Here is an 18,738-nt window from a genome sequence, read left to right as displayed (position 1 = left end):
GCCTGATCCCCCTATGGTTAGTGCGCTTTAAGCGCATTGATGATGGTATCCATGACCGACGGCTTCGGTACGCCGATCACTTGATCGATGGACGATGGAATGCCCGACACCGGCAACTTTGACGTGTCGTTGACCACGTTGGCATCGCCAGAACGGAATCCGTGCTTCGTCCATGCCAGATTCTGGATCTTTGTGCTCGCCAGCGCATTCAGCCCAACTTTTGCCTTATCGTTCAGCGCAATGAACGTATGAGAACTCCAGACCGTCGGCACCGGGTAAAGAATCCGCATTTTCGATTTCACCTGCTGCCATTTCTGCGGATTTTGCGCCGCAAACTCAATCAGCTGGTTCTCATAGCCAACAATCAGCGGATACGCCCCGACACCTGTCGTCAGATACTGTTCAAAAATGTCGCCGCTTCCCGTCTGCTGATAGCCTTGCTTCCCGAAATAGGTCTTGATCTGCGGCAGTACCTTTTGCACCGTGCTGTCATCAACCACCTGCCCATTATTTAAAATATCCGCCAGCAGTCCGGCGAACTGATTCCCTGAATTAGACTGAGTCGGGTCTGTCGACTGGATATTGACATTCCCGTAAAGCGAAGGCAATCCGATATCCGCCCACTTCTTACCTGAATTGACCATACTGATCAGCTTAGGCATATCCACGACATAATCCGTTCCATTACGTTCCTGTACAATCCCCTGCTTGATCAGCGCGTTGGTCACAGTATCCCATGAGTACAGCACGAGCGGAGAGTTAAACTCAACCCGGTTGGCCGCGATCGCGTCCGGCTGTTTTTGTTTGAATATTTCCAGTGCGGTCTGGCTGGACGGGAACAGGAAATCCTGACCCTTCGTGCTCCCTTCGACCATAGCGATCGAACCCGCTTTGGCATAGTCCAGCTGGACGCCAAAATCGTTTTTCAAAAGATTTTGAATCGCCGGATCAGACAGCAGCCCTTCTTTTTCGCTGCCGATGTACCCTTTCAGAACCGTCACCGTCTTGGATGGCGCAGGCCCTTTTGCATTATTTTTGCCGTTTAGTACCAAAAAGGCGAAAGTACCTCCGATAATCAGCAAAAGTATGGCGATGCCGATGATTTTGTTTCTCATCAGAATCCCCCCATTTTCATCGTGTTTTTCAGCAGAGATATTTCCGCATCGAGATCTATAACTTCATTTTCCATTAATGCGGACAGCTGCTTTTCAAAAGTCTCGGCGATGGAATCGAGAATCTCTTCTACTTTTCGCAACGTTCCCACAATTTCAGGCGTATCCAGATCCTGCTCGGACAGCTCAACGTATTTGCTTAGAATCGTATAGGTGGTTTCCAGATAATAAGAAAAAAAGCGTTTGGCGGAACGAATCTTATTCGGATTTTTCTCAAGATAGGCAAAGACTTTCTTCGTAATTGCCGATATACGCGTGACTTTCTCTCGCACGCTGCTATTCGAGATTTTCACCGAGAGCTTTTCGATCGCTTCCATTCGGCTGTATCCTTCGCCGATCGTCTCTTTCAGCTCCTGGAAGGTATCGGCATCATCCACCTCGATTTTACCAATTCTGAAGCGGCTGGGTCGGGCAATCAGTGACACCGCGATATAGAGCAGAACGCCGATCACCGCCGCGAATAAAAATGGCAGATGAAGCAGAAAAATCAAAATTAGGAACACCGCGCCCGCGGCTAACGCTTCCGAGACTTCAATCAGTAATGCTTTGCCCTTGCGCATGATTAGTTGTACCCCTTCGCTTTTTTAAAGGCCGCAACCAGATCAGTTCTGCCGTCAAACACAGCGGCATTGGTAAGATCAGAAATTTTATTGAGCTGTGCGTCGGATGCGTCGCCAAAGGTAATCGAAAATACAGGGATGTCCTTGCCTGCCTGCTGCCATGTTCTTTTGAGATCGTTAAACGTGCGCCCGGTGTTTGACTGGCCGTCCGTCATCAAAATGACTGCCGGTGAGTATTTCGACAAATCAACCGATGACAGCTTTTTGATCCCGTCCATCACGGGCGAATAAATGTCCGTGCCTCCGTCGGCATCAAGATTTTTGATCTGATTGTCTAAAGTCATCAATTGCTGCTCAGAATTTCCATCAACCGACCACTCCGCTTTGACATGATCACTGAAGGGAATCACCACCGTTATATCCTGAGGCGAAGCTTGGAGATAACTGCTTTTTGCTTTATTTTGATTCAGCAGCAAATCCATCGCCTTGACCACCTGATCCTGGCCACCGCCCGCCATGCTCCCTGAAAAGTCAAGGCAGTAGACGGTAAAGGACGGCTTGCGGAGCCCTGTCTGATACAGATCCAGCGCACTCCTGATGACGTCCGCTGATGGCATGTGAATCGGAGACAGAACACGCTGCGTGTCAATGCCCCAGTTCGGATTGAAAACCTTGCTGCTGGCATTCGTTACCGTGCCGCCGATCCCCGTCCGCCGACCATATTTAAGCAGCTCACGCTGGATTTTGTCGGACAGCAGATAGTTTTGCAGCTTTTTAAACTGTCCTTCTTTGGATGCGTTGCCATTGTCTACGTAACCGAGCGGTGAATCCGCAATCGACAGACCATCTTGCGGATAGACAACATAGAGCGGTTCACGTCCCTGTTTTGTGAGTTCCTGATTCGTACTAATGATGACACTCTCATAGTTGACCATCGCGTCATAATGGCCTTTTAAGTACAAATTTTTCAGCCATTCGGAACTCCCGGAGGAACGGTCGACGCCTGACAGCAGCGTCCTCATTTGATCCCGTAGTCCAGGGTTTTGCAACTGTGCCGATGTAATGGTCTGCGGATCGCCAAGCAGTGCGGAAAGAAAACCGATATAAGCGCTCGCACCGGAGTTGGATTGAGTGGCCGATGTCATGGCAAATGTCAATTTCTTCGTTTGGATCGCTTTTAAAATGTCCTTGATTGACACGTTTTTACCCACAAATCCAAGCTTCTGAGCCACACTCTTGCGAATGCCGAACACAACCGGGCTAGTCATAATGGACTTTTGCAACTTAACCACATGCTTCGTGTCGCCCATCGTGATCCACATACTGTTTGCGGGCCACACTGCATCATACCCCGAAGGTTTTTTCAGAGCCTGCATAATGTCCACGGACCCCTTGTAATCCATCTGGATGTTGATGTGATTGGCTTTAGCAAACTGCTGAATGATCGGCTCGATTTCTTTATTTTCTGAAGCAGAGAGAATGGTAAAAGTATTTGCCCGGTTATCTTTCTGACTGAGCGCCGAGCATCCAGAAAGCAAACTAATCAATAAAATAAGAGCCATCAGCAAAATGCTTATTTTCTTCATGGTTCCTGTTCTCCTTAATCCTAACTTTCAGATTTTTGCTTCTATTTACTGCACAAGTGTGGGTTGGAGTGCCACCCCATGTTCACCCTTCGTACAAATCAAAGATATGTAATTCAATAGGTTAATTTTATCATAAAGCCATAGATTTCAGTTGATTCAAATAGGGATTTAAGCTGTTTTTCGAGGGCGGTTTATTCGAGGATTCTCCGTACTTCGTTGAGGTTTAAAAGTTGGAGATGTTAAGTTTTAATGATGATTTTATTAATAAAATTTAAAGATAAACCACAGTTTTTTGTGGGTTCCCATTATTGTAAAACAAAAGCCCACTAGTTCACTAAACCCTATAATTTAATCCCATTCTTTTTGGACTGGATTAGATAGCTGTGATTTGCTCCCCATTGGAGGCGTCCTACATTAAATTCCTTTAGGTCGACTAAATCCTTCAAATATTGTGGGATAGCGCAATCCCAAATCACATTTTCTAATTTAAGCGGGAAATTATCTTCATTAGGGTTAGGCGTATGGATATATACTGCATCTAAACCAGCATCTTCATCAACCAGTTCAATCCATGATTGGTAAGGTTTTTCAAATGTCTGGAGCTTTTCTAGTAATCTCTCATATAAAGCGAGATGTGCTTTGATATTCTGATCTTCGGTCTATTATTCCCAAACCCGCAAAAATCAAGATGCGTATGCCAGAAATCAAACCATCCTTCCTTTCCAAAGTCCAGACCTTCACATACCCATTCAACATTTTCCCATAAATTTTGAAAATAACGTTTTTTCCCACGGAGTTTTTTCAAAATGACAGATCCCTTATTTATCAAGATTTTATTCAATAATGCAATGCTGCATCGCACTCAGAGTGCGACGTTCGTCTGATAAACGTGAGTTTCTCCGCATAGTATTTCAATCCACGCACTCATGAAGAGTGCGACAAAACATTATGGACGTTGTTAAAAGCGGAGATGTATTTCAATCCACGCACTCATGAAGAGTGCGACAATTCGCAGTACGAAACTACAGAGAAGGAGATAATTTCAATCCACGCACTCATGAAGAGTGCGACTGCAGATTTAAGTGAATATATCAGCCCAGCATGATTTCAATCCACGCACTCATGAAGAGTGCGACCACATAAAGCCCATTCGGGCCCGTGAGCAATTTATTTCAATCCACGCACTCATGAAGAGTGCGACTGTTCGCTGTAAAGACATTATAAATAGCTTGCGTATTTCAATCCACGCACTCATGAAGAGTGCGACTTTGATTTGATTGCTGATTTAACCTGTGGAATGGATTTCAATCCACGCACTCATGAAGAGTGCGACTGCTGCCTTTGCCACAGACAAGTGGTCGGCACGATTTCAATCCACGCACTCATGAAGAGTGCGACAGGAATTTTCCACTTCGGATAACTCCATTCCGGCTATTTCAATCCACGCACTCATGAAGAGTGCGACAATTCGGTCACATCGATCCGGACAACCTGGACTGATTTCAATCCACGCACTCATGAAGAGTGCGACACTCCGTATTCCGGATTTTGAAGACGCCGATTATATTTCAATCCACGCACTCATGAAGAGTGCGACCACTGTGCTCACCTCGTTAGAGGCTATGCAGAGGATTTCAATCCACGCACTCATGAAGAGTGCGACAAACAGTACCCTTCCTGTGACTCTATCAGGGACATTTCAATCCACGCACTCATGAAGAGTGCGACTAAACCGATATTCAGTCCGCGCCCCTGCTTTAAGAATTTCAATCCACGCACTCATGAAGAGTGCGACGATGCGCTGTACTCGATTGTCAGTATCGGGATTGAATTTCAATCCACGCACTCATGAAGAGTGCGACAACAACATCAACTTTTTGTTCCAGATCCCATTTTATTTCAATCCACGCACTCATGAAGAGTGCGACGTTATGATGGATGGTTTGTCATTAACATCTACCCAATTTCAATCCACGCACTCATGAAGAGTGCGACGGCGATTTTCGGTGAATATAAAGCAAACTAAGTTGAAAGTTCACGAAATCGCGCTAATAAATCCAGTAAATCTAAAAGAAAATGGATTATTATGTAAATATATCCATTTTTTATGAATGAAAATTGGTGCGAATGTTCCTGAAAAAAACTGTGAACTGTTCATTCGCACTAGAAAAGTAGCGGCCCTTCTAAATTAATCGAATCTTTGGCCCCAATGTGTTCGACCTTATTCTTGTAATTTTTCCCTAATTGATAAAATCTAAGGCTATCCCGAGATACATCGATAATGGCGGTTAGTTCTATTTTAAGAGTGGTAAATTGGGTAGCATCAACGATGCACTCAAAAACTGAATTTTGAACTCGTTGTCCATAATTTTGGCAAATTTTAGCCACTTTTCTCAATCTTTTTTGGCCAGCAGTCGTTACGGTGCTGACATCATAAGTAATAAGAACCAGCATTGTTCATCGCCTACTTCCATAGAAATGGTGGATACTCATCAAAATCATTTCTCAAAAATCGGGCGAGTAATGAGGCTTGAACATGTGGCACTAAACCCCATGAAATTTTTTCTCCTAAAAAAGGATGAGTAATTTTTTCCTGTTTTTTATTCTGCCACGCTTTTAAAAAATTCTTTCTAGCCTCGTCAGTCATGATGACCGCTCCGTTCTCCTTCTTCAAAAAATCATCGCCGTGTACTCCTTTTTTATTGATCAAAGAGAGAACAAATCGATCCGCATATACACCACGAAGTTCTTCCATAGCATCAAGTGCTAGTGATGCTCTACCTGGACGATCTCGATGCAAGAATCCGACATATGCGTCCAGTCCCACGCCCTCAAGCGCAGAAGTCATGTCATTAGCCAGCAGTGTATAGGCAAATGACAGCATAGCATTCACATTGTCCAACGGCGGTCTTCTCGATCGTCCCTTAAAAATAAAATCATCTTTTTGCTGCAATATCATATTATCAAATAAATTGTAATAACTAGTTGCGGCCTGTCCTTCCAGTCCTCTCAACCGTTCTAAGTCATCACATTCACGTATTTCTTTAATGAGCAGCGATAAAACTCCCGAAACTTTTTTAAAATCGGAAACATTGATTCTCAGCGGGTAGTCACGAGTCATCCGTTCCAAAATCCACTTGTGGTTATATACTTTCCCTACAATAAAATTTTTGGCAATTGCAGCCGAACCCTCTTCGTTATCTGAGACCCGATACTGTTGTTTCCTAAGGACAACATTACCTCTGCTTTTCCCAATAACACGGGCAAGAAAACGCCCATTCATGGTCAGAAAAGAAATTGAAATATTTCGTTCTGCGCAATAACCCATTAATGCCGGGCTGGCTCCAGTATAACCAAAAGCAACAATGGATTCCAAATTGTGAAGAGGTAGTCTGCCGATTCTCTCTCTTTCTCTCGATAAGACAATATTGTCACCATCTAGGGACAGATAGGTATCCGGCTGAGTAATATATAAAGTATTCAGGAGTTTTTTCATTCATAGATTTTCCCTTCAATAAAACTCTTTACAGACCGCTTCTTCATCAATCCAGGAAGACAAATATTTTGAAGTGAACAGCTTTTACAAAATGGGCCTGTTCGAACTTTAGGTGTATATTGTCTCCGGTAATAGTCCTGCATTTCAGCAACCATGGATTTTACTTTTGATTTAATAGAATCAGTTAAATCCACTTGAATTCTGTGTTTTATTTCATTGTAGAAAATATATCCCTTAGTAACTTCACAGAGCAGCATTTCTTCAAGACACAAAGCCTGTGCAGTGAGTTGCAAGACGTCCGAATCATCTACTTTTGGCTTACCATGCTTATATTCAACAGGATAAGCGGTGTACTTTCCATCCATTCCATTGATCGCAACACCCTGTTTTTCATCCCTTACAAATTCGACAACATCACAGATGCCTGTAATTTTTAATTGACGTGATTTTATGGGCATCGCACGAACAATAAGTTTATCTCCCCTCTTTTCTCTGGTAAAAGGTTCATCTGCACGACGATGGAGAAACTGGCCTTCAACCGTTTTGACGTTCTCGCTCCATTGCTGTTCAATATGAATCAATGCCCATTGCCGTCTGCAGAATTGAAAATGCTGGATACCTGACAACATTAAATAGTTATCTTCTTCATTTTCATCAGCGACCATCGAAAACCTCTACTTCCAGTTCCTCCAATTTGTCGAGAGTAATCTCGTAATCTTCTAATCTCCTTGGCGTATCATTAACAGCTTTTATTTCAAGAGAGTGATGTACTTTTGCGGATGAGTACTGACCCAGCTTGCTTCTATGGGCCCACCAGTAAACTTTATAAACTTCCATACTGCCTTCAGGACGGGCGGAGGAAGCATCATTTTCAAAAAGGGAGATCAGTGCCTGTTTTATTTTTTCGGCATCTTCAATGGTGAAACCTGTTTTTTCAGCCAATTGAGTATTAATGCTTCCATTAAAACGATAGACACCAAAATCAACACGGTGCTTCATCCCCATCGTATCTGATCCTTTTCCCTCTCCCGGCTCAGAGTTAACACTCTTCGTAATCTGCATACTGGAAATATCAATCGGTGCCACACTCACTGCTGTTTGTACAGTTACTGGTCCGCGTACCCCAACTGACACACCCTTTCCCGCTCCGCCTTTGAAAGCAAAAACCTGTCCGAAGCTTCTTACATCGATCCATTCCTTGCATGCGACCACAGCATAATCCTCGCTGGTTTTCTTTTTGTCTTTCGCTATTTCTTTTAATGCTTCATTTCCATCCGCACGTTCACGGAGACTGTTGAATTGGTCAGATTGTCTGTCATTGGACTGTACAAAAATAGATTCTTCCATGTCCTGAAGACGATTTCTTATTTTGCGTTTAATCGCCACATCGGAAATCTCTCCAAATCCTTCATAATTCTGCCTAGGTCGGTTCCCGTTTAGCGGGTCACCGTTCGGATTAGCTTTGCTGACAGTCAGTATAACTGCAAAATCAATTTTGTGATCTAGAACAGCCATGTGAATCTCTCCTAATAATTTATTTTGTTCTTCTTAAAAAATTTTGCTGTTAATTTGTTTCAGTAACTGAATCTGCATCTTTTTTCTTCTGGTAAAGCTGATGGCGCTGGCTATAAAATCCCAGCAAAAATTTCCCAGTTAATGGTTGATTGCCAAAATCCTGATAACTTATTTTAGCTGCCACGTCATCAATTAATTGTGTGAGATACCAACCGCTTCTGCCAATACGTGCCTGATATGGAACTAGGCTGGACTGAATCGTCTTCCATGTTCGTTCCGGATGCTCAGAGAATTCATTCATGTAACGTGTCGCATTACTTAATCTCCAGTCTTCCGATTTAAGAGCGCGATGTTCAAGAACATCTGCAATTGCTAAAAGCCGACCGAACAGATAGCTCCTGTCTGTAATTTGTTCATCCAATGCCACTGTAAATCCCCTCCCGTTGTCCTCATATTCTTGTCTGTTGATCAATGCACAGGTGATGCTCAACGTTTTTTCCCATTCCCATCTATCAATAGCAACCGGATTCCGTGCCCGATAGAAAGCAGAACGAACGATATCATTTGGCATTCTTTTTTCATCAACAATGCAGGGAACCAAACGCTCCATCAACCCTTTAACCACTTTATCGCTTGCTTTCGATCCGTAAGCTGCATACGCAATATCCTTGTTTGCCGGAGCTCCAAAATATGGAGGTAACTGTTTATCTTTTCCTTTTCGATAATCATGTCGCCAAACACATTGCGAATGCCAATCTATTAAATTAGTTAAATAAACCTCTTGTTGCATATTACGGTAATAAAGAATAGCTAGTCGACCAGTTGTAGCCGAATCAAGAATAAGTATATTAACTTTAGCGTCAGGATTCAGTTTATTACGATAACCGTTCATAGCTTTCTTAAACTCATTAGCAAATTCATTGTTTGTAAATGCGCTTGGATCTTCACTCTCGTCGCTAAGTTGAGAGATATCATAGATGTCATCTTCAAGATTAGGAACCTTATCATCATGATTCGACCAGACTAGAAATACTCGATTATCAACAATCCGTGCCTGACGGCGAATCAACCACTTCAGTGCATTGTGTGCTTTTTGTGATACTTCGTAACTGATGCTTGCCGCCTCATGGCTCTCATTAAAGCGTCCTCTATACGTGAACCCGCTTGTATCGTTAGCAGAAATTAATTTGGCTTTATCTCCAGCATTCCTGATTTTATTGGCATGTTTTTCAGTTGCCGGAAGCCAATGTCCTGAGACGAAGCAAAGGTCCCTTTCTTTCAGCTGATCATTATAGAAGCGAGTGAATGAATCATACATTTCTTTATTTAGCCAGACTTTAGACAGCAATTTCTCTTTGGAATAAACGGTGAAGCGAACAAATGCACTATCCTGACCGGAAGGTACTGCTAAAAAGATATCCGGCTTCTTACCTCCACACAGGAGTTTATACTTCTCATTCCACTTAGTAATTAATTGATCTTTTTCATCAAGCCAAAGAACTTTTTCGGTAACCAAATCTTTAATCAATTGCCTTTTGCTTAAATAGGCATAGATACTTTTGACTGAAGACGTGGTGTACGGAGATTCTGCCCACTTTTTCAAATTATTGATATAATTTGAAAATGGTTCATGGCCCTTATCCCTAATTTTTCCGCCATAAGCAACAAAGTCTCCGGCAACGTAGCTGAGTTTATCGTGAAGCGGATAGGGGGCAATTACTGCTCCGGCCCTACTGGCGGAGTCTTCCGTACATGGGATAATCGTGTCTCGATCATTCTTATCGATAACATGCGCCGTATAAAATGATCCATCTTCAGTAATTACAACTTCAATATGGGCTGTTTGCGTTGTATGAGAAACAGGAAGAAGTGTGAATGCCTGTCCACTACGCATGTAATCTATTTTGCCGACAAAGTCCTTGTTAGTTTCATAGGTTTCGTATAAATTCAATAGCCAGCTCACCGCATTGCCCCCCTTTCCAAAGCATTGAGCAAGGAATCAGCCGTTTCTATATCTGTAAGGTCAAATTTTTTGAAAGTCATTTCTTTAACTTTTCTAACTTCAGTACACTCTTCAGGGCGAATAAACCGGATCACACCCTTTTTCATCACCGGTTGCCAGAGCCGAACTTCCAGCTCATCTCTGCCTGTTTCGTCCGGATAGGAAATGCCATGAACCATTGTGCCAAAATAAATTTCTTCTTCCCTATCGTCATAAAAACCACTGCCTTCATCGAACGAACACGGTTCAACGTATCCCTGACATTCTCGCGTTCCCAGAAAAATGTCGCGGCGGCCGCCCGCTTTAAGTGCACGCTGGAAGATGCTGTAATGTTTGCCCTCATTACGATCAGATTCCAAGTCTGGTCGATTCATATTAAATTCAAAATGACCCTTGACTATATATTTAGGCTCTTTTAAATATGTATAATTAGCCAAGGTGTTGCCTCCGCCATACTCAATCGGACGAAGGCCTTTTGACTCCATCCGAATGACATTCATAACCCGCACCGCATCGATGTAATGAATAATCGTGGGCTTCCAATATATGGATTCAGCCATCCCTTTCAAAGCCTGGTAAGTCGGGATTTGGTACGTGCTCTTTTCTCCGCCTATCTTCGTCAGAGGATCGGTAAAAAGAGCATAGGGAGCGTATACAACAAATTCGTATGAATTCTTCACTTTCTCACCTCCATGAATAATTTAATTAACTGAAAAAAGAAAACAATCAAGGATATTTTTTGTCATCCATTCTACCACCCTCTTTAACTCAGATTAGATGACTAGTCCTGATAAATTCGTTTCTGATTAATTTTTTGCGTTATTTTGATATAAATTTTACTTTGATGGTTACTCATCATCATTTTGCTTTTACCTTGTATTGCAACTGACTTTTTAAATCTTGTTATGGAACAAAAATATTTTTGAATTAACACATTTAATCTCTCCATTCCTTTTTTCTCGTAGTTATGTAAATCACTTATTAATTATTCCGCCATCCACTATGAATAATCTGATAAAGAACAAAATATAATGAATACTAAATCGCTGATCACTCAGCGTGGATTGAAAATCATATTATGTGAATCATCATCAAAAAACCTATTGATACTTAATAGGTTTTTTAATATCCACAAAATTCAAACCCGCTTTCCCCTTCAATATCAAGTCCATATTCATCACTGTAGGCCGACTCCTTCAATGCGAGAACTTGACCATCCAGATAGTAAGCAAGCTGCCCCCCCTGTTCTAGTCGTTTCAATTCCTGATCATATACATTGATTGAAAAATGTTGCGCTTTTCTTAGAAGTTCGTTTAAATCCTCGATAGACTCAGTGCTACCCAATTGCACTATAAGGTTTTCTCCCTCTCTATAGGGCACAATCACTGATTTTGTTGTATTTTTAATGACATAAAAGTTTTCAGCGGCTGTGCGCAGGCTACTAAGTAAAATAAGCGGCAAAGTTTTACCGTTATGAGCCTCCTTATAAGCTTTCAGATAGCTGCTTTCCCGATCGGCGTACAGTAACTGAGTCATGGTTATCTTCAAATTTGAGATATTAAAATCCAATTTTGCATTCATTTCACTGAAAAAGCATTGGAAATACCAGTCCATCGCCGACTTCGATAGCACACTGCCACCATAGCTGGTAGGATCCCGATGCATGTCGGCAAGAATGTTTTTCGTTATGGATTTCCCTTTCCTAATTTCTTCTAGCGCATAAGAATCGAGTTTTTCTTCATCATGATCAATAATATAGACTTTTCGCAGCCCATCGTACTCACCGTTTCGGTTGCATCGTCCCGCCGCCTGAGCAATTGAATCAAGCCCGGCAAGCGACCGGATTGCGCATTCAAAACTAATATCGACACCTGCTTCAATTAATTGCGTGCTGATACAGATGACTTTTTGTTTTTTCTCAAGGCTGGTTTTAATGTCTTCTAATATTTTTTCTCTATGCGTAGCGCACATGGATGTGCTTAAATGAAAAACCCGCACTCCCAAATACTTGTTTTTCAATATTTGATAGAGCGACCGTACGACTGCGCGTGTATTTAAAATAATGAGGATATTGCGGACATCTCCCAATAATTCCCCGACAAAATCGATAAGCTTGTCGTTATCAAATGTTTCACGGTATGAACGGTCGACTATCTTCACCCGTTTAAAAGCGTCAGCTACTTGATTCAGTTGACTGACAATTTCTCCGTTACTGCTAATTTCCAAACGATGATGGACATAATCCAGCGCCGGTTGTGTTGCGGTACAGAGCAGGATGCTTGTTTGACCGAACTTGTTTAAGAAGTTTAACGCATGATTAAAGAGAGCGACACAATGAATCGGCACTTTTTGGACCTCATCAAAAACTACTACCGCTTGAGTCAGATGATGCAATCGGCGAATATTTCGCGAACCAAGTTTGTAAAAAGTGTCCAGAAATTGAACCATTGTTGTTAAAATGATTGGACAATCCCAATTATCTTTTGCCAATTCCAACTTTTCACGGATAGTTAAAGCTCCATCTTCCGTTTCATCGCCACTCCTATTATTGCTTTCTACCACATTCGAATGATGTTCCAGAATATGCTCATCGTCATCCAGAATTCCACGGATCACTTTCGCATTTTGTTCAATAATGGTTGTATAGGGCACAACATAAATAATTTGCTTCTTATCAAACAATTGGGCATGTTTTAGTGCATAGCGGAGGCTGGCAAGCGTTTTTCCTCCTCCGGTCGGAATAGATAGTGTATAGATACCCGAGGACTTACTTGCAAAACGTTCGCACCGCTCAGACATTTTACCCCGCAACTGATTAATTAGTGTATGTGATTCTGGCTTATCATTCAGGGAATCTAAAGAACAAATCAATTTTTTATAGTAATCGTTGAATAAATTATGGCTATTCACTGGCGTGAGCGTTCTGTTTTCTTCAAACAAACGTGTATTCGTTCGATCTGCATCAATCAGGCAACTGAATACAAAACGAGTGAACAGCGTTAATTTTTCCACTACATTGCCCTTATTTGTCTTTATGTATTGTTTGAGCTCATCCACTGCCTGATCGACATAGTCAGCTAGATCTTCCGCTGTCATAATTTCATAAAAAAAATGCTCTTTCGCTTTTGAATATTCCGGTAGTATGTCCTCATTCTTAGTGACTCTCTGGTAATATGGAGATTCAGATGACGCATTTATATAATCGTGTAAGTAGGAGTGATGAGAAATAATCGCATTACCGACAACCTCAGCCAGTATCATTTTAAATTTATCCTTTGGGGTCGCCTCATGAAAGATTTCGTAAAGAAGCTTTCCTCCGGCCGAAGCATGGTCAACCGATCCGCGCCTAAGTGCTGATTCCGGGTGAAAGACGGCCAGCTGTAAATAATTTTGAAATGCTTCCGTGTATTTTCCGAGATCGTGCAACATACCAGCCAGTCCAGTAATATGGCCTACATTTAATTCTGCTCCGTAATATTCGGAAAGCCGCTTCACTTCCAGCAGATGTTCCTTAACTGTCTGTGGTTGCTTATCACTTTCACGGTAATGCGCTACAAACTGTTTTGGCATGGCTTTCACTCTTTCTGGAATGCTTATTTGATTTTACAAGATGCATGAGCATAATAGGTAAATTCTACATATTCGTCAATAATCCTTCAAAATAGAACTAATTTCTCGAACTTTTTGTACTAAATCCTCTGGCTTTTTCAATTTTTAAAACAGACGGTCAGCGATCAGGTCACTTCAATACTTCAGGATGTATAATGTATAAGAAAACCTACTATTTCTAAATCCAAATGAGTAAGGGATGACACAATGCACCAAAACACACACGCGGCCTGTACGACAGTACTGGTCGGCAAGGACGCGACACTGGACGGCTCGACGATGATCGCGCGCAACGGGGACAGTTATGATGTGATCGTCCCGAAGCGGTTCACGGTTCATCCGCATGAAGTTCTAGATCAGGACGAGCACTACGACTCGCCATGCAATCATTTTCAGATCACACTTCCGCGGGAGCGGCTCCGGTACACAGCGGTTCCCGATCGCGAAGATCGCTATGAAACGTATCCGGATGCCGGAATCAATGAATTGAATGTCGGGATGAGCGCGACGGAAAGTGTTTATGGCAATCCACGCGTACTCGGCTACGACCCGCTCGTTGAGAACGGGATCGCCGAAGACAGCATGGTTACGGTCGTTCTTCCTTATATCACATCGGCCCGTGACGGCGTGCTGCGTCTTGGCAAAATTGTTGAGAAATATGGTTCCGCGGAATCCAACGGTATGCTTTTTTCCGATAAGGACGAGGTCTGGTATATGGAGATTGCGACCGGCCACCAGTGGGTTGCCCAGCGTATACCGGACGATTCGTACGCTGTCGTTGCGAATCAGATGGCGATTCAGGAGATTGATCCGCATGATAAGGATAACTTCCTGCTAGCTACACATCTGATCGATTTTATTGAAAAATATCATCTGAATACCGGATTTGATACGATTAATTTCAGAAATATTTTCGGTACGCAAACCGTTTTTGACCACCATTACAATACACCGCGCGTCTGGTACGGGCAGAAGTACCTGAATCCTGAAATTGAACAGGATCCGATGTCCGACGATTTGCCCTTTCTTCGGAAAGCAAACCGGAAAATCGGCGTGGAGGATATTGCCTATATTTTGAGCTCTCATTATCAGGAGACACCTTACGACCCGCTTGGCACGGGCAGTGAAAAAGAGAAAACCGCTTTCCGCGCGATTTCGCTGAACCGGACGCAGGACTCCCACATTCTGCAGATCCGTCCGAATGTTCCGGATGAAATCGCCGGTGTCCAGTGGCTGTCGCTCGCGGTCAGTGCCTTCAGCCCGTATGTGCCGTTTTATACCAATATCACGTCCGTGCCGGAAAGCTATGCGGTCGCGCCGAAAAAGCTGTCCCTCGATTCGGCTTACTGGCTCTATAAAATGATCTCGGTCGTTGTCGAACCGCACTACGAAGCATTTCTGAAAGAGGTTTTGGATTATAAGGGCGACCTGCACAGTGCGTTCCTCGGAAACTTGGCAAAGGCGGATGAAGCGGCAGAAAAAGCGGATAAGACGCAGATTCCGGAAATTCTCACTGAGGCGAGCACGGAAAACGCGGCACTTGCGATGCGCAAAACGTATGAGCTGTTCCAGAAGCTGTCGACGGATTCGATGTCACTGTCCAAGCTGACTTTTAATATGGATAAGAATCTTTAAGCTAGAGAACAAACGATTCTTAACGTGAACCACGTTTGTCCGTGATCCTGTATGGGATTACGGACTTTTTTATTTCCAATTTTTCGGACCGGGGAACATTACCCCTGACGAAAATCGATCGGCTGAAAGAAAAAGGTACCGTTCAGCGATTCAATCAGCTGAAAATTTTTGACCTTCAAAAAATGTCACCAATCGTTCATACTCTGAGGTTCTGAATCATATAGTGACGGTAAATTGGGCTGCCCAGCAGCCCAATGGTGAAAGGGGATCTCTGAATGTCACTCTTCTCAGAAGTAAAAAATCAGCGGTTGTATGAATCGATCATCTTGCAGATCAAAGCATTGATCAATGCTGAAAAAATGAAGCCCGGTGACCGTCTGCCCAGTGAACGAGCGATGGCTGAAACCCTGGGCTGCAGCAGGACATCCTTGCGTGAAGCGTTCCGCGTTCTTGAATCCGAAGGGCTGGTCCTATCCCGTCAAGGAGGCGGCCGTTTCATTGCGGAGCGCCAGCTGGTTGTGTCTTACAGGATCAAACCCGTAGATGCGATCACGAAAAACTCCCTGCTTCTGTTTCTAGAAGCCCGCGAAGCGATTGAACCGGAAATTGCCCGGCTCGCTTGCCTGCGGGCGACTGACGAAGAACTGCAGCAGATAAAGCTAAAGCTTGATCAAATGGCCGCTGATTTTGAAAATCCGAGGAAAGTGATGCGCACACCCCTCAACTTCCACCTGTCCCTTGCTGAAACATCCCGAAATTTTATTCTTCTGTCCATGATGCAGGCGAATGCTCATCTCATTCAGCAAACAAGAAAGTGGACGCTTGTCTCTCAGGAACGGCGGGGGGAAGATGCCGAGGAACATTTGGCGATTTTGGATGCCGTACGTTCCAGAGATCAAACGCTTGCATCCCAATCGACTCTGGCTCATCTTCAAGCCCTCCGCAACTTTGTCCTGGATAAAGACCCATTTAAAGAGAGGTGATGGAAATGAATCAAACAAACGGACCGCTTGACGGTGTCAGGGTACTTGATATTTCAACGATGATCGCTGCACCGTTCGGAGCCTCCCTGCTCGGCGACCTTGGCGCGGATGTGATCAAAGTCGAACTGCCGGGACGCGGCGATACGCTCCGGAACGTCGGTCCCTGGAAAGACCGTGAATCTCTGCGCTGGCCAGGGATGTCCCGAAATAAGAAATCGGTGACACTGGACATTCGTACTGAAGAAGGAAAAGAATTGTTCAGGCAACTGATTAAAAAAACAGATGTTCTGATTGAAAACTTTCGCCCTGGAACATTGGAAAAATGGTCGCTCGGCTATCAGGAATTAAAAGCAATCAACCCGCGGCTCATCATGATTCGTGTCTCCGGATACGGCCAAACAGGACCTTATCGCCATAAGGCTGGCTTCGGGACCCCCGCGACAGCGTTCAGCGGCTATACCTACCTGCAAGGATATAAGGATCGGCCCCCGGTCACCCCATCGTTCTCGTTACTGGATTATCTGGCCGGAATATTTGCCGCTCTGGCAGCCGTGTCTGCCCTTTATTATCTTGAAAAGTCTGATGACCGGGAAGGACAGATTGCGGAGTTTGGTCTTTATGAGCCGATGATCCGGATGATGGAATTCCTGATTGCCGAATATGATCAGTTAGGTTACGTACGCGGCAGAAGTCCCGGGCTTGAAGGCCATTCGAGTCCGGCCGGAACCTATGAAACGAAAGATGAAAAGTATGTCGTGCTGGTCACCAGTACCGATGCCACTTTTGAACGTCTCGCGGAGACAATGGGTAGGACGGACATGCTAAGCGATCCGAGATTCTGCACCAACTCCGCCCGGCTGGCGAATGACCAGCAGGTTCAGACGATTGTTTCTGATTGGATCCGTGGTTTCGATCAGAAGGCGCTCGTTGACCTGCTTGATCAGAACGGCGTCCCCGTCAGTCCGATTTATAGTATTGAGGATATTTTCCACGACCCGCAATATCTTGCTAGAGAAAATATTGTCGAGGTCGAGCACCCCCGCCTCGGAACCATCAAAGTGCCGGGCGTTGTACCCAGATTTTCGAGAACGCCGGGATCCATCCGTCGCCCTGCGCCTGAGCTTGGGGAACAAAATGAGGAAATTTATATCGGAGAACTCGGCCTGTCCCCTGAAAAACTGAAAGCGCTGAAGGAAAAAGGAGTGATCTGATGAACGAGTTCAAACTACCCAAACAGGTCCAACTTTGTGAGGTAGCGCCTCGTGATGGATTTCAGGCGGAAAAGAAATGGATTCCGACTGAAGAAAAAATAAACCTGATTCATCGACTGCATCAGGCCGGAGTGACATCCATGGAAGTGACTTCTTTCGTCCATCCTCTGGCTATTCCTCAGTTGAAGGATGCGGAACAAGTAGTCGCCGCTGTCCGCCATCTGCCGGGTCTCGCGCTCCGGGCGCTCATTCCTAACGCCAGGGGTGCAGAGCGAGCTTTTCAAGCAGGGATCAAAGAAGTCAAATGTATCCTGTCCGCCACTGATGCACATAGTCTGGCAAATACCAATTGTACAGTGGATCAGGCACTTGTCCGTATTCAATCGATTGCCGATTATTCTCAAAGTAAAGGGATCAAGGCTACCGGATCGATTTCTGTCGCTTTCGGCTGTCCGTATGTGGGAGAGGTTTCACCGCAGCAGGTTGAACGGCTCATCCTGAGCTACACCCGACTCGGGATTCAGGAGATTTCTCTTGCAGATACCACGGGGATGGCTAATCCCAGACGGGTTTTCGATCTGTTTGGAAAAATGCGGGACCGTTTCCCTGATGTCACGTTCTCCGCCCACTTTCATAATACCCGCGGATTAGCCCAGGCCAACGTTCTGGCCGCGCTGCAGCAGGGCATTGTCGAATTTGACAGTTCGGCCGCGGGACTGGGCGGCTGTCCCTACGCCCCCGGCGCCAGCGGTAATGTCGCGTCTGAAGATCTTGTCTTCATGTTTCAGGAAATGGGTATCGCAACAGGTACCCGGCTCAACGATCTGCTTCTGGCCGCACAGGAAATGAAAAAAGTAGTCGGCCATGACGGAGGAAGCTTCCTGCTGCAAGCCGGCGTTCCCAAAAAACATGAGCAGCCTGCCGGTCAGACCAAAGAAGAAAAAAGCTAAAGTTAAATGTAAGCACTTA

14 protein-coding genes and 1 CRISPR repeat array are annotated in these 18,738 nt (G+C 44.3%); of the genes, 4 read left to right on the top strand and 10 right to left on the bottom strand.

The window, feature by feature from the left end; genetic code table 11:
- Window positions 1-17: 17 nt before the first annotated feature.
- The 10 genes from E4665_RS11815 to cas3 all read right to left on the bottom strand — a co-directional run bounded on the left by E4665_RS11815 (window position 18) and on the right by cas3 (window position 13,901).
- The gene (locus E4665_RS11815; protein ID WP_135348995.1) at window positions 18-1,115 is read right to left on the bottom strand and encodes a substrate-binding domain-containing protein; all 1,098 of its coding nucleotides are present in this window, start codon (window positions 1,113-1,115) and stop codon (window positions 18-20) included.
- Window positions 1,115-1,732: a 5-bromo-4-chloroindolyl phosphate hydrolysis family protein gene (locus E4665_RS11810; RefSeq protein WP_135348994.1), complete on the bottom strand. Its 618-nt coding sequence runs from the start codon at window positions 1,730-1,732 to the stop codon at window positions 1,115-1,117. The genes E4665_RS11815 and E4665_RS11810 overlap by 1 nt, the downstream gene beginning before the upstream one ends.
- Before the next feature lie 2 nt (window positions 1,733-1,734).
- Entirely contained in the window at window positions 1,735-3,318 is a 1,584-nt protein-coding gene (locus E4665_RS11805; protein WP_135348993.1) for a VWA domain-containing protein, read from the bottom strand.
- A gap of 908 nt (window positions 3,319-4,226) precedes the next feature.
- Window positions 4,227-5,313: a CRISPR direct-repeat array (repeat unit 32 nt; unit sequence ATTTCAATCCACGCACTCATGAAGAGTGCGAC).
- A gap of 168 nt (window positions 5,314-5,481) precedes the next feature.
- Window positions 5,482-5,772, bottom strand: coding sequence for a CRISPR-associated endonuclease Cas2 (gene cas2 / locus E4665_RS11795; protein ID WP_135348992.1), 291 nt, complete (start codon window positions 5,770-5,772; stop codon window positions 5,482-5,484).
- A 10-nt stretch (window positions 5,773-5,782) separates the two neighbouring features.
- Entirely contained in the window at window positions 5,783-6,814 is a 1,032-nt protein-coding gene (gene cas1c, locus E4665_RS11790; RefSeq protein WP_135348991.1) for a type I-C CRISPR-associated endonuclease Cas1c, read from the bottom strand.
- On the bottom strand, window positions 6,811-7,479 hold the full coding sequence (gene cas4 / locus E4665_RS11785; protein ID WP_135348990.1) for a CRISPR-associated protein Cas4: 669 nt from the start codon (window positions 7,477-7,479) through the stop codon (window positions 6,811-6,813). The genes cas1c and cas4 overlap by 4 nt, the downstream gene beginning before the upstream one ends.
- On the bottom strand, window positions 7,469-8,329 hold the full coding sequence (cas7c, locus tag E4665_RS11780; protein WP_135348989.1) for a type I-C CRISPR-associated protein Cas7/Csd2: 861 nt from the start codon (window positions 8,327-8,329) through the stop codon (window positions 7,469-7,471). Before cas7c ends, cas4 begins: the two co-directional genes overlap by 11 nt.
- 49 nt (window positions 8,330-8,378) lie before the next feature.
- Entirely contained in the window at window positions 8,379-10,292 is a 1,914-nt protein-coding gene (cas8c, locus tag E4665_RS11775; RefSeq protein ID WP_135348988.1) for a type I-C CRISPR-associated protein Cas8c/Csd1, read from the bottom strand.
- The gene (gene cas5c, locus E4665_RS11770) at window positions 10,289-11,011 is read right to left on the bottom strand and encodes a type I-C CRISPR-associated protein Cas5c (RefSeq protein WP_135348987.1); all 723 of its coding nucleotides are present in this window, start codon (window positions 11,009-11,011) and stop codon (window positions 10,289-10,291) included. The genes cas8c and cas5c overlap by 4 nt, the downstream gene beginning before the upstream one ends.
- Window positions 11,012-11,453: 442 nt before the next feature.
- Window positions 11,454-13,901 (bottom strand): CRISPR-associated helicase Cas3', encoded by a 2,448-nt coding sequence (gene cas3, locus E4665_RS11765; protein WP_135348986.1) that lies wholly within the window; start codon window positions 13,899-13,901, stop codon window positions 11,454-11,456.
- Window positions 13,902-14,147: 246 nt separating this feature from the next.
- Between cas3 and E4665_RS11760 the strand changes: the two genes are divergently transcribed.
- The 4 genes from E4665_RS11760 to E4665_RS11745 all read left to right on the top strand — a co-directional run bounded on the left by E4665_RS11760 (window position 14,148) and on the right by E4665_RS11745 (window position 18,719).
- Entirely contained in the window at window positions 14,148-15,575 is a 1,428-nt protein-coding gene (locus E4665_RS11760) for a C69 family dipeptidase (protein WP_135348985.1), read from the top strand.
- Between the two features lie 275 nt (window positions 15,576-15,850).
- On the top strand, window positions 15,851-16,558 hold the full coding sequence (locus E4665_RS11755; RefSeq protein WP_135348984.1) for a FadR/GntR family transcriptional regulator: 708 nt from the start codon (window positions 15,851-15,853) through the stop codon (window positions 16,556-16,558).
- A gap of 5 nt (window positions 16,559-16,563) precedes the next feature.
- A complete protein-coding gene (locus E4665_RS11750; RefSeq protein WP_135348983.1) occupies window positions 16,564-17,769 on the top strand; it encodes a CaiB/BaiF CoA transferase family protein in 1,206 nt (401 codons plus the stop codon).
- Window positions 17,769-18,719: a hydroxymethylglutaryl-CoA lyase gene (locus E4665_RS11745; protein ID WP_135348982.1), complete on the top strand. Its 951-nt coding sequence runs from the start codon at window positions 17,769-17,771 to the stop codon at window positions 18,717-18,719. Before E4665_RS11750 ends, E4665_RS11745 begins: the two co-directional genes overlap by 1 nt.
- Window positions 18,720-18,738: the final 19 nt, after the last annotated feature.

Source organism: Sporolactobacillus shoreae (assembly GCF_004684935.1).
In the GTDB taxonomy this organism is placed as follows: domain Bacteria; phylum Bacillota; class Bacilli; order Bacillales; family Sporolactobacillaceae; genus Sporolactobacillus; species Sporolactobacillus shoreae.
Note: the sequence above shows the minus strand (reverse complement) of the source record. Positions and strands in the feature narration are given on the sequence as shown.

Excerpts from the sequence above, each read along its gene's own strand:
- E4665_RS11815 (WP_135348995.1), bottom strand. The coding sequence starts at position 1,115 with ATGAGAAACAAAATCATCGGCATCGCCATACTTTTGCTGATTATCGGA.
- E4665_RS11810 (WP_135348994.1), bottom strand. The coding sequence starts at position 1,732 with ATGCGCAAGGGCAAAGCATTACTGATTGAAGTCTCGGAAGCGTTAGCC.
- E4665_RS11805 (WP_135348993.1), bottom strand. The coding sequence starts at position 3,318 with ATGAAGAAAATAAGCATTTTGCTGATGGCTCTTATTTTATTGATTAGT.
- cas2 (WP_135348992.1), bottom strand. The coding sequence starts at position 5,772 with ATGCTGGTTCTTATTACTTATGATGTCAGCACCGTAACGACTGCTGGC.
- cas1c (WP_135348991.1), bottom strand. The coding sequence starts at position 6,814 with ATGAAAAAACTCCTGAATACTTTATATATTACTCAGCCGGATACCTAT.
- cas4 (WP_135348990.1), bottom strand. The coding sequence starts at position 7,479 with ATGGTCGCTGATGAAAATGAAGAAGATAACTATTTAATGTTGTCAGGT.
- cas7c (WP_135348989.1), bottom strand. The coding sequence starts at position 8,329 with ATGGCTGTTCTAGATCACAAAATTGATTTTGCAGTTATACTGACTGTC.
- cas3 (WP_135348986.1), bottom strand. The coding sequence starts at position 13,901 with ATGCCAAAACAGTTTGTAGCGCATTACCGTGAAAGTGATAAGCAACCA.
- E4665_RS11760 (WP_135348985.1), top strand. The coding sequence starts at position 14,148 with ATGCACCAAAACACACACGCGGCCTGTACGACAGTACTGGTCGGCAAG.
- E4665_RS11755 (WP_135348984.1), top strand. The coding sequence starts at position 15,851 with ATGTCACTCTTCTCAGAAGTAAAAAATCAGCGGTTGTATGAATCGATC.
- E4665_RS11750 (WP_135348983.1), top strand. The coding sequence starts at position 16,564 with ATGAATCAAACAAACGGACCGCTTGACGGTGTCAGGGTACTTGATATT.
- E4665_RS11745 (WP_135348982.1), top strand. The coding sequence starts at position 17,769 with ATGAACGAGTTCAAACTACCCAAACAGGTCCAACTTTGTGAGGTAGCG.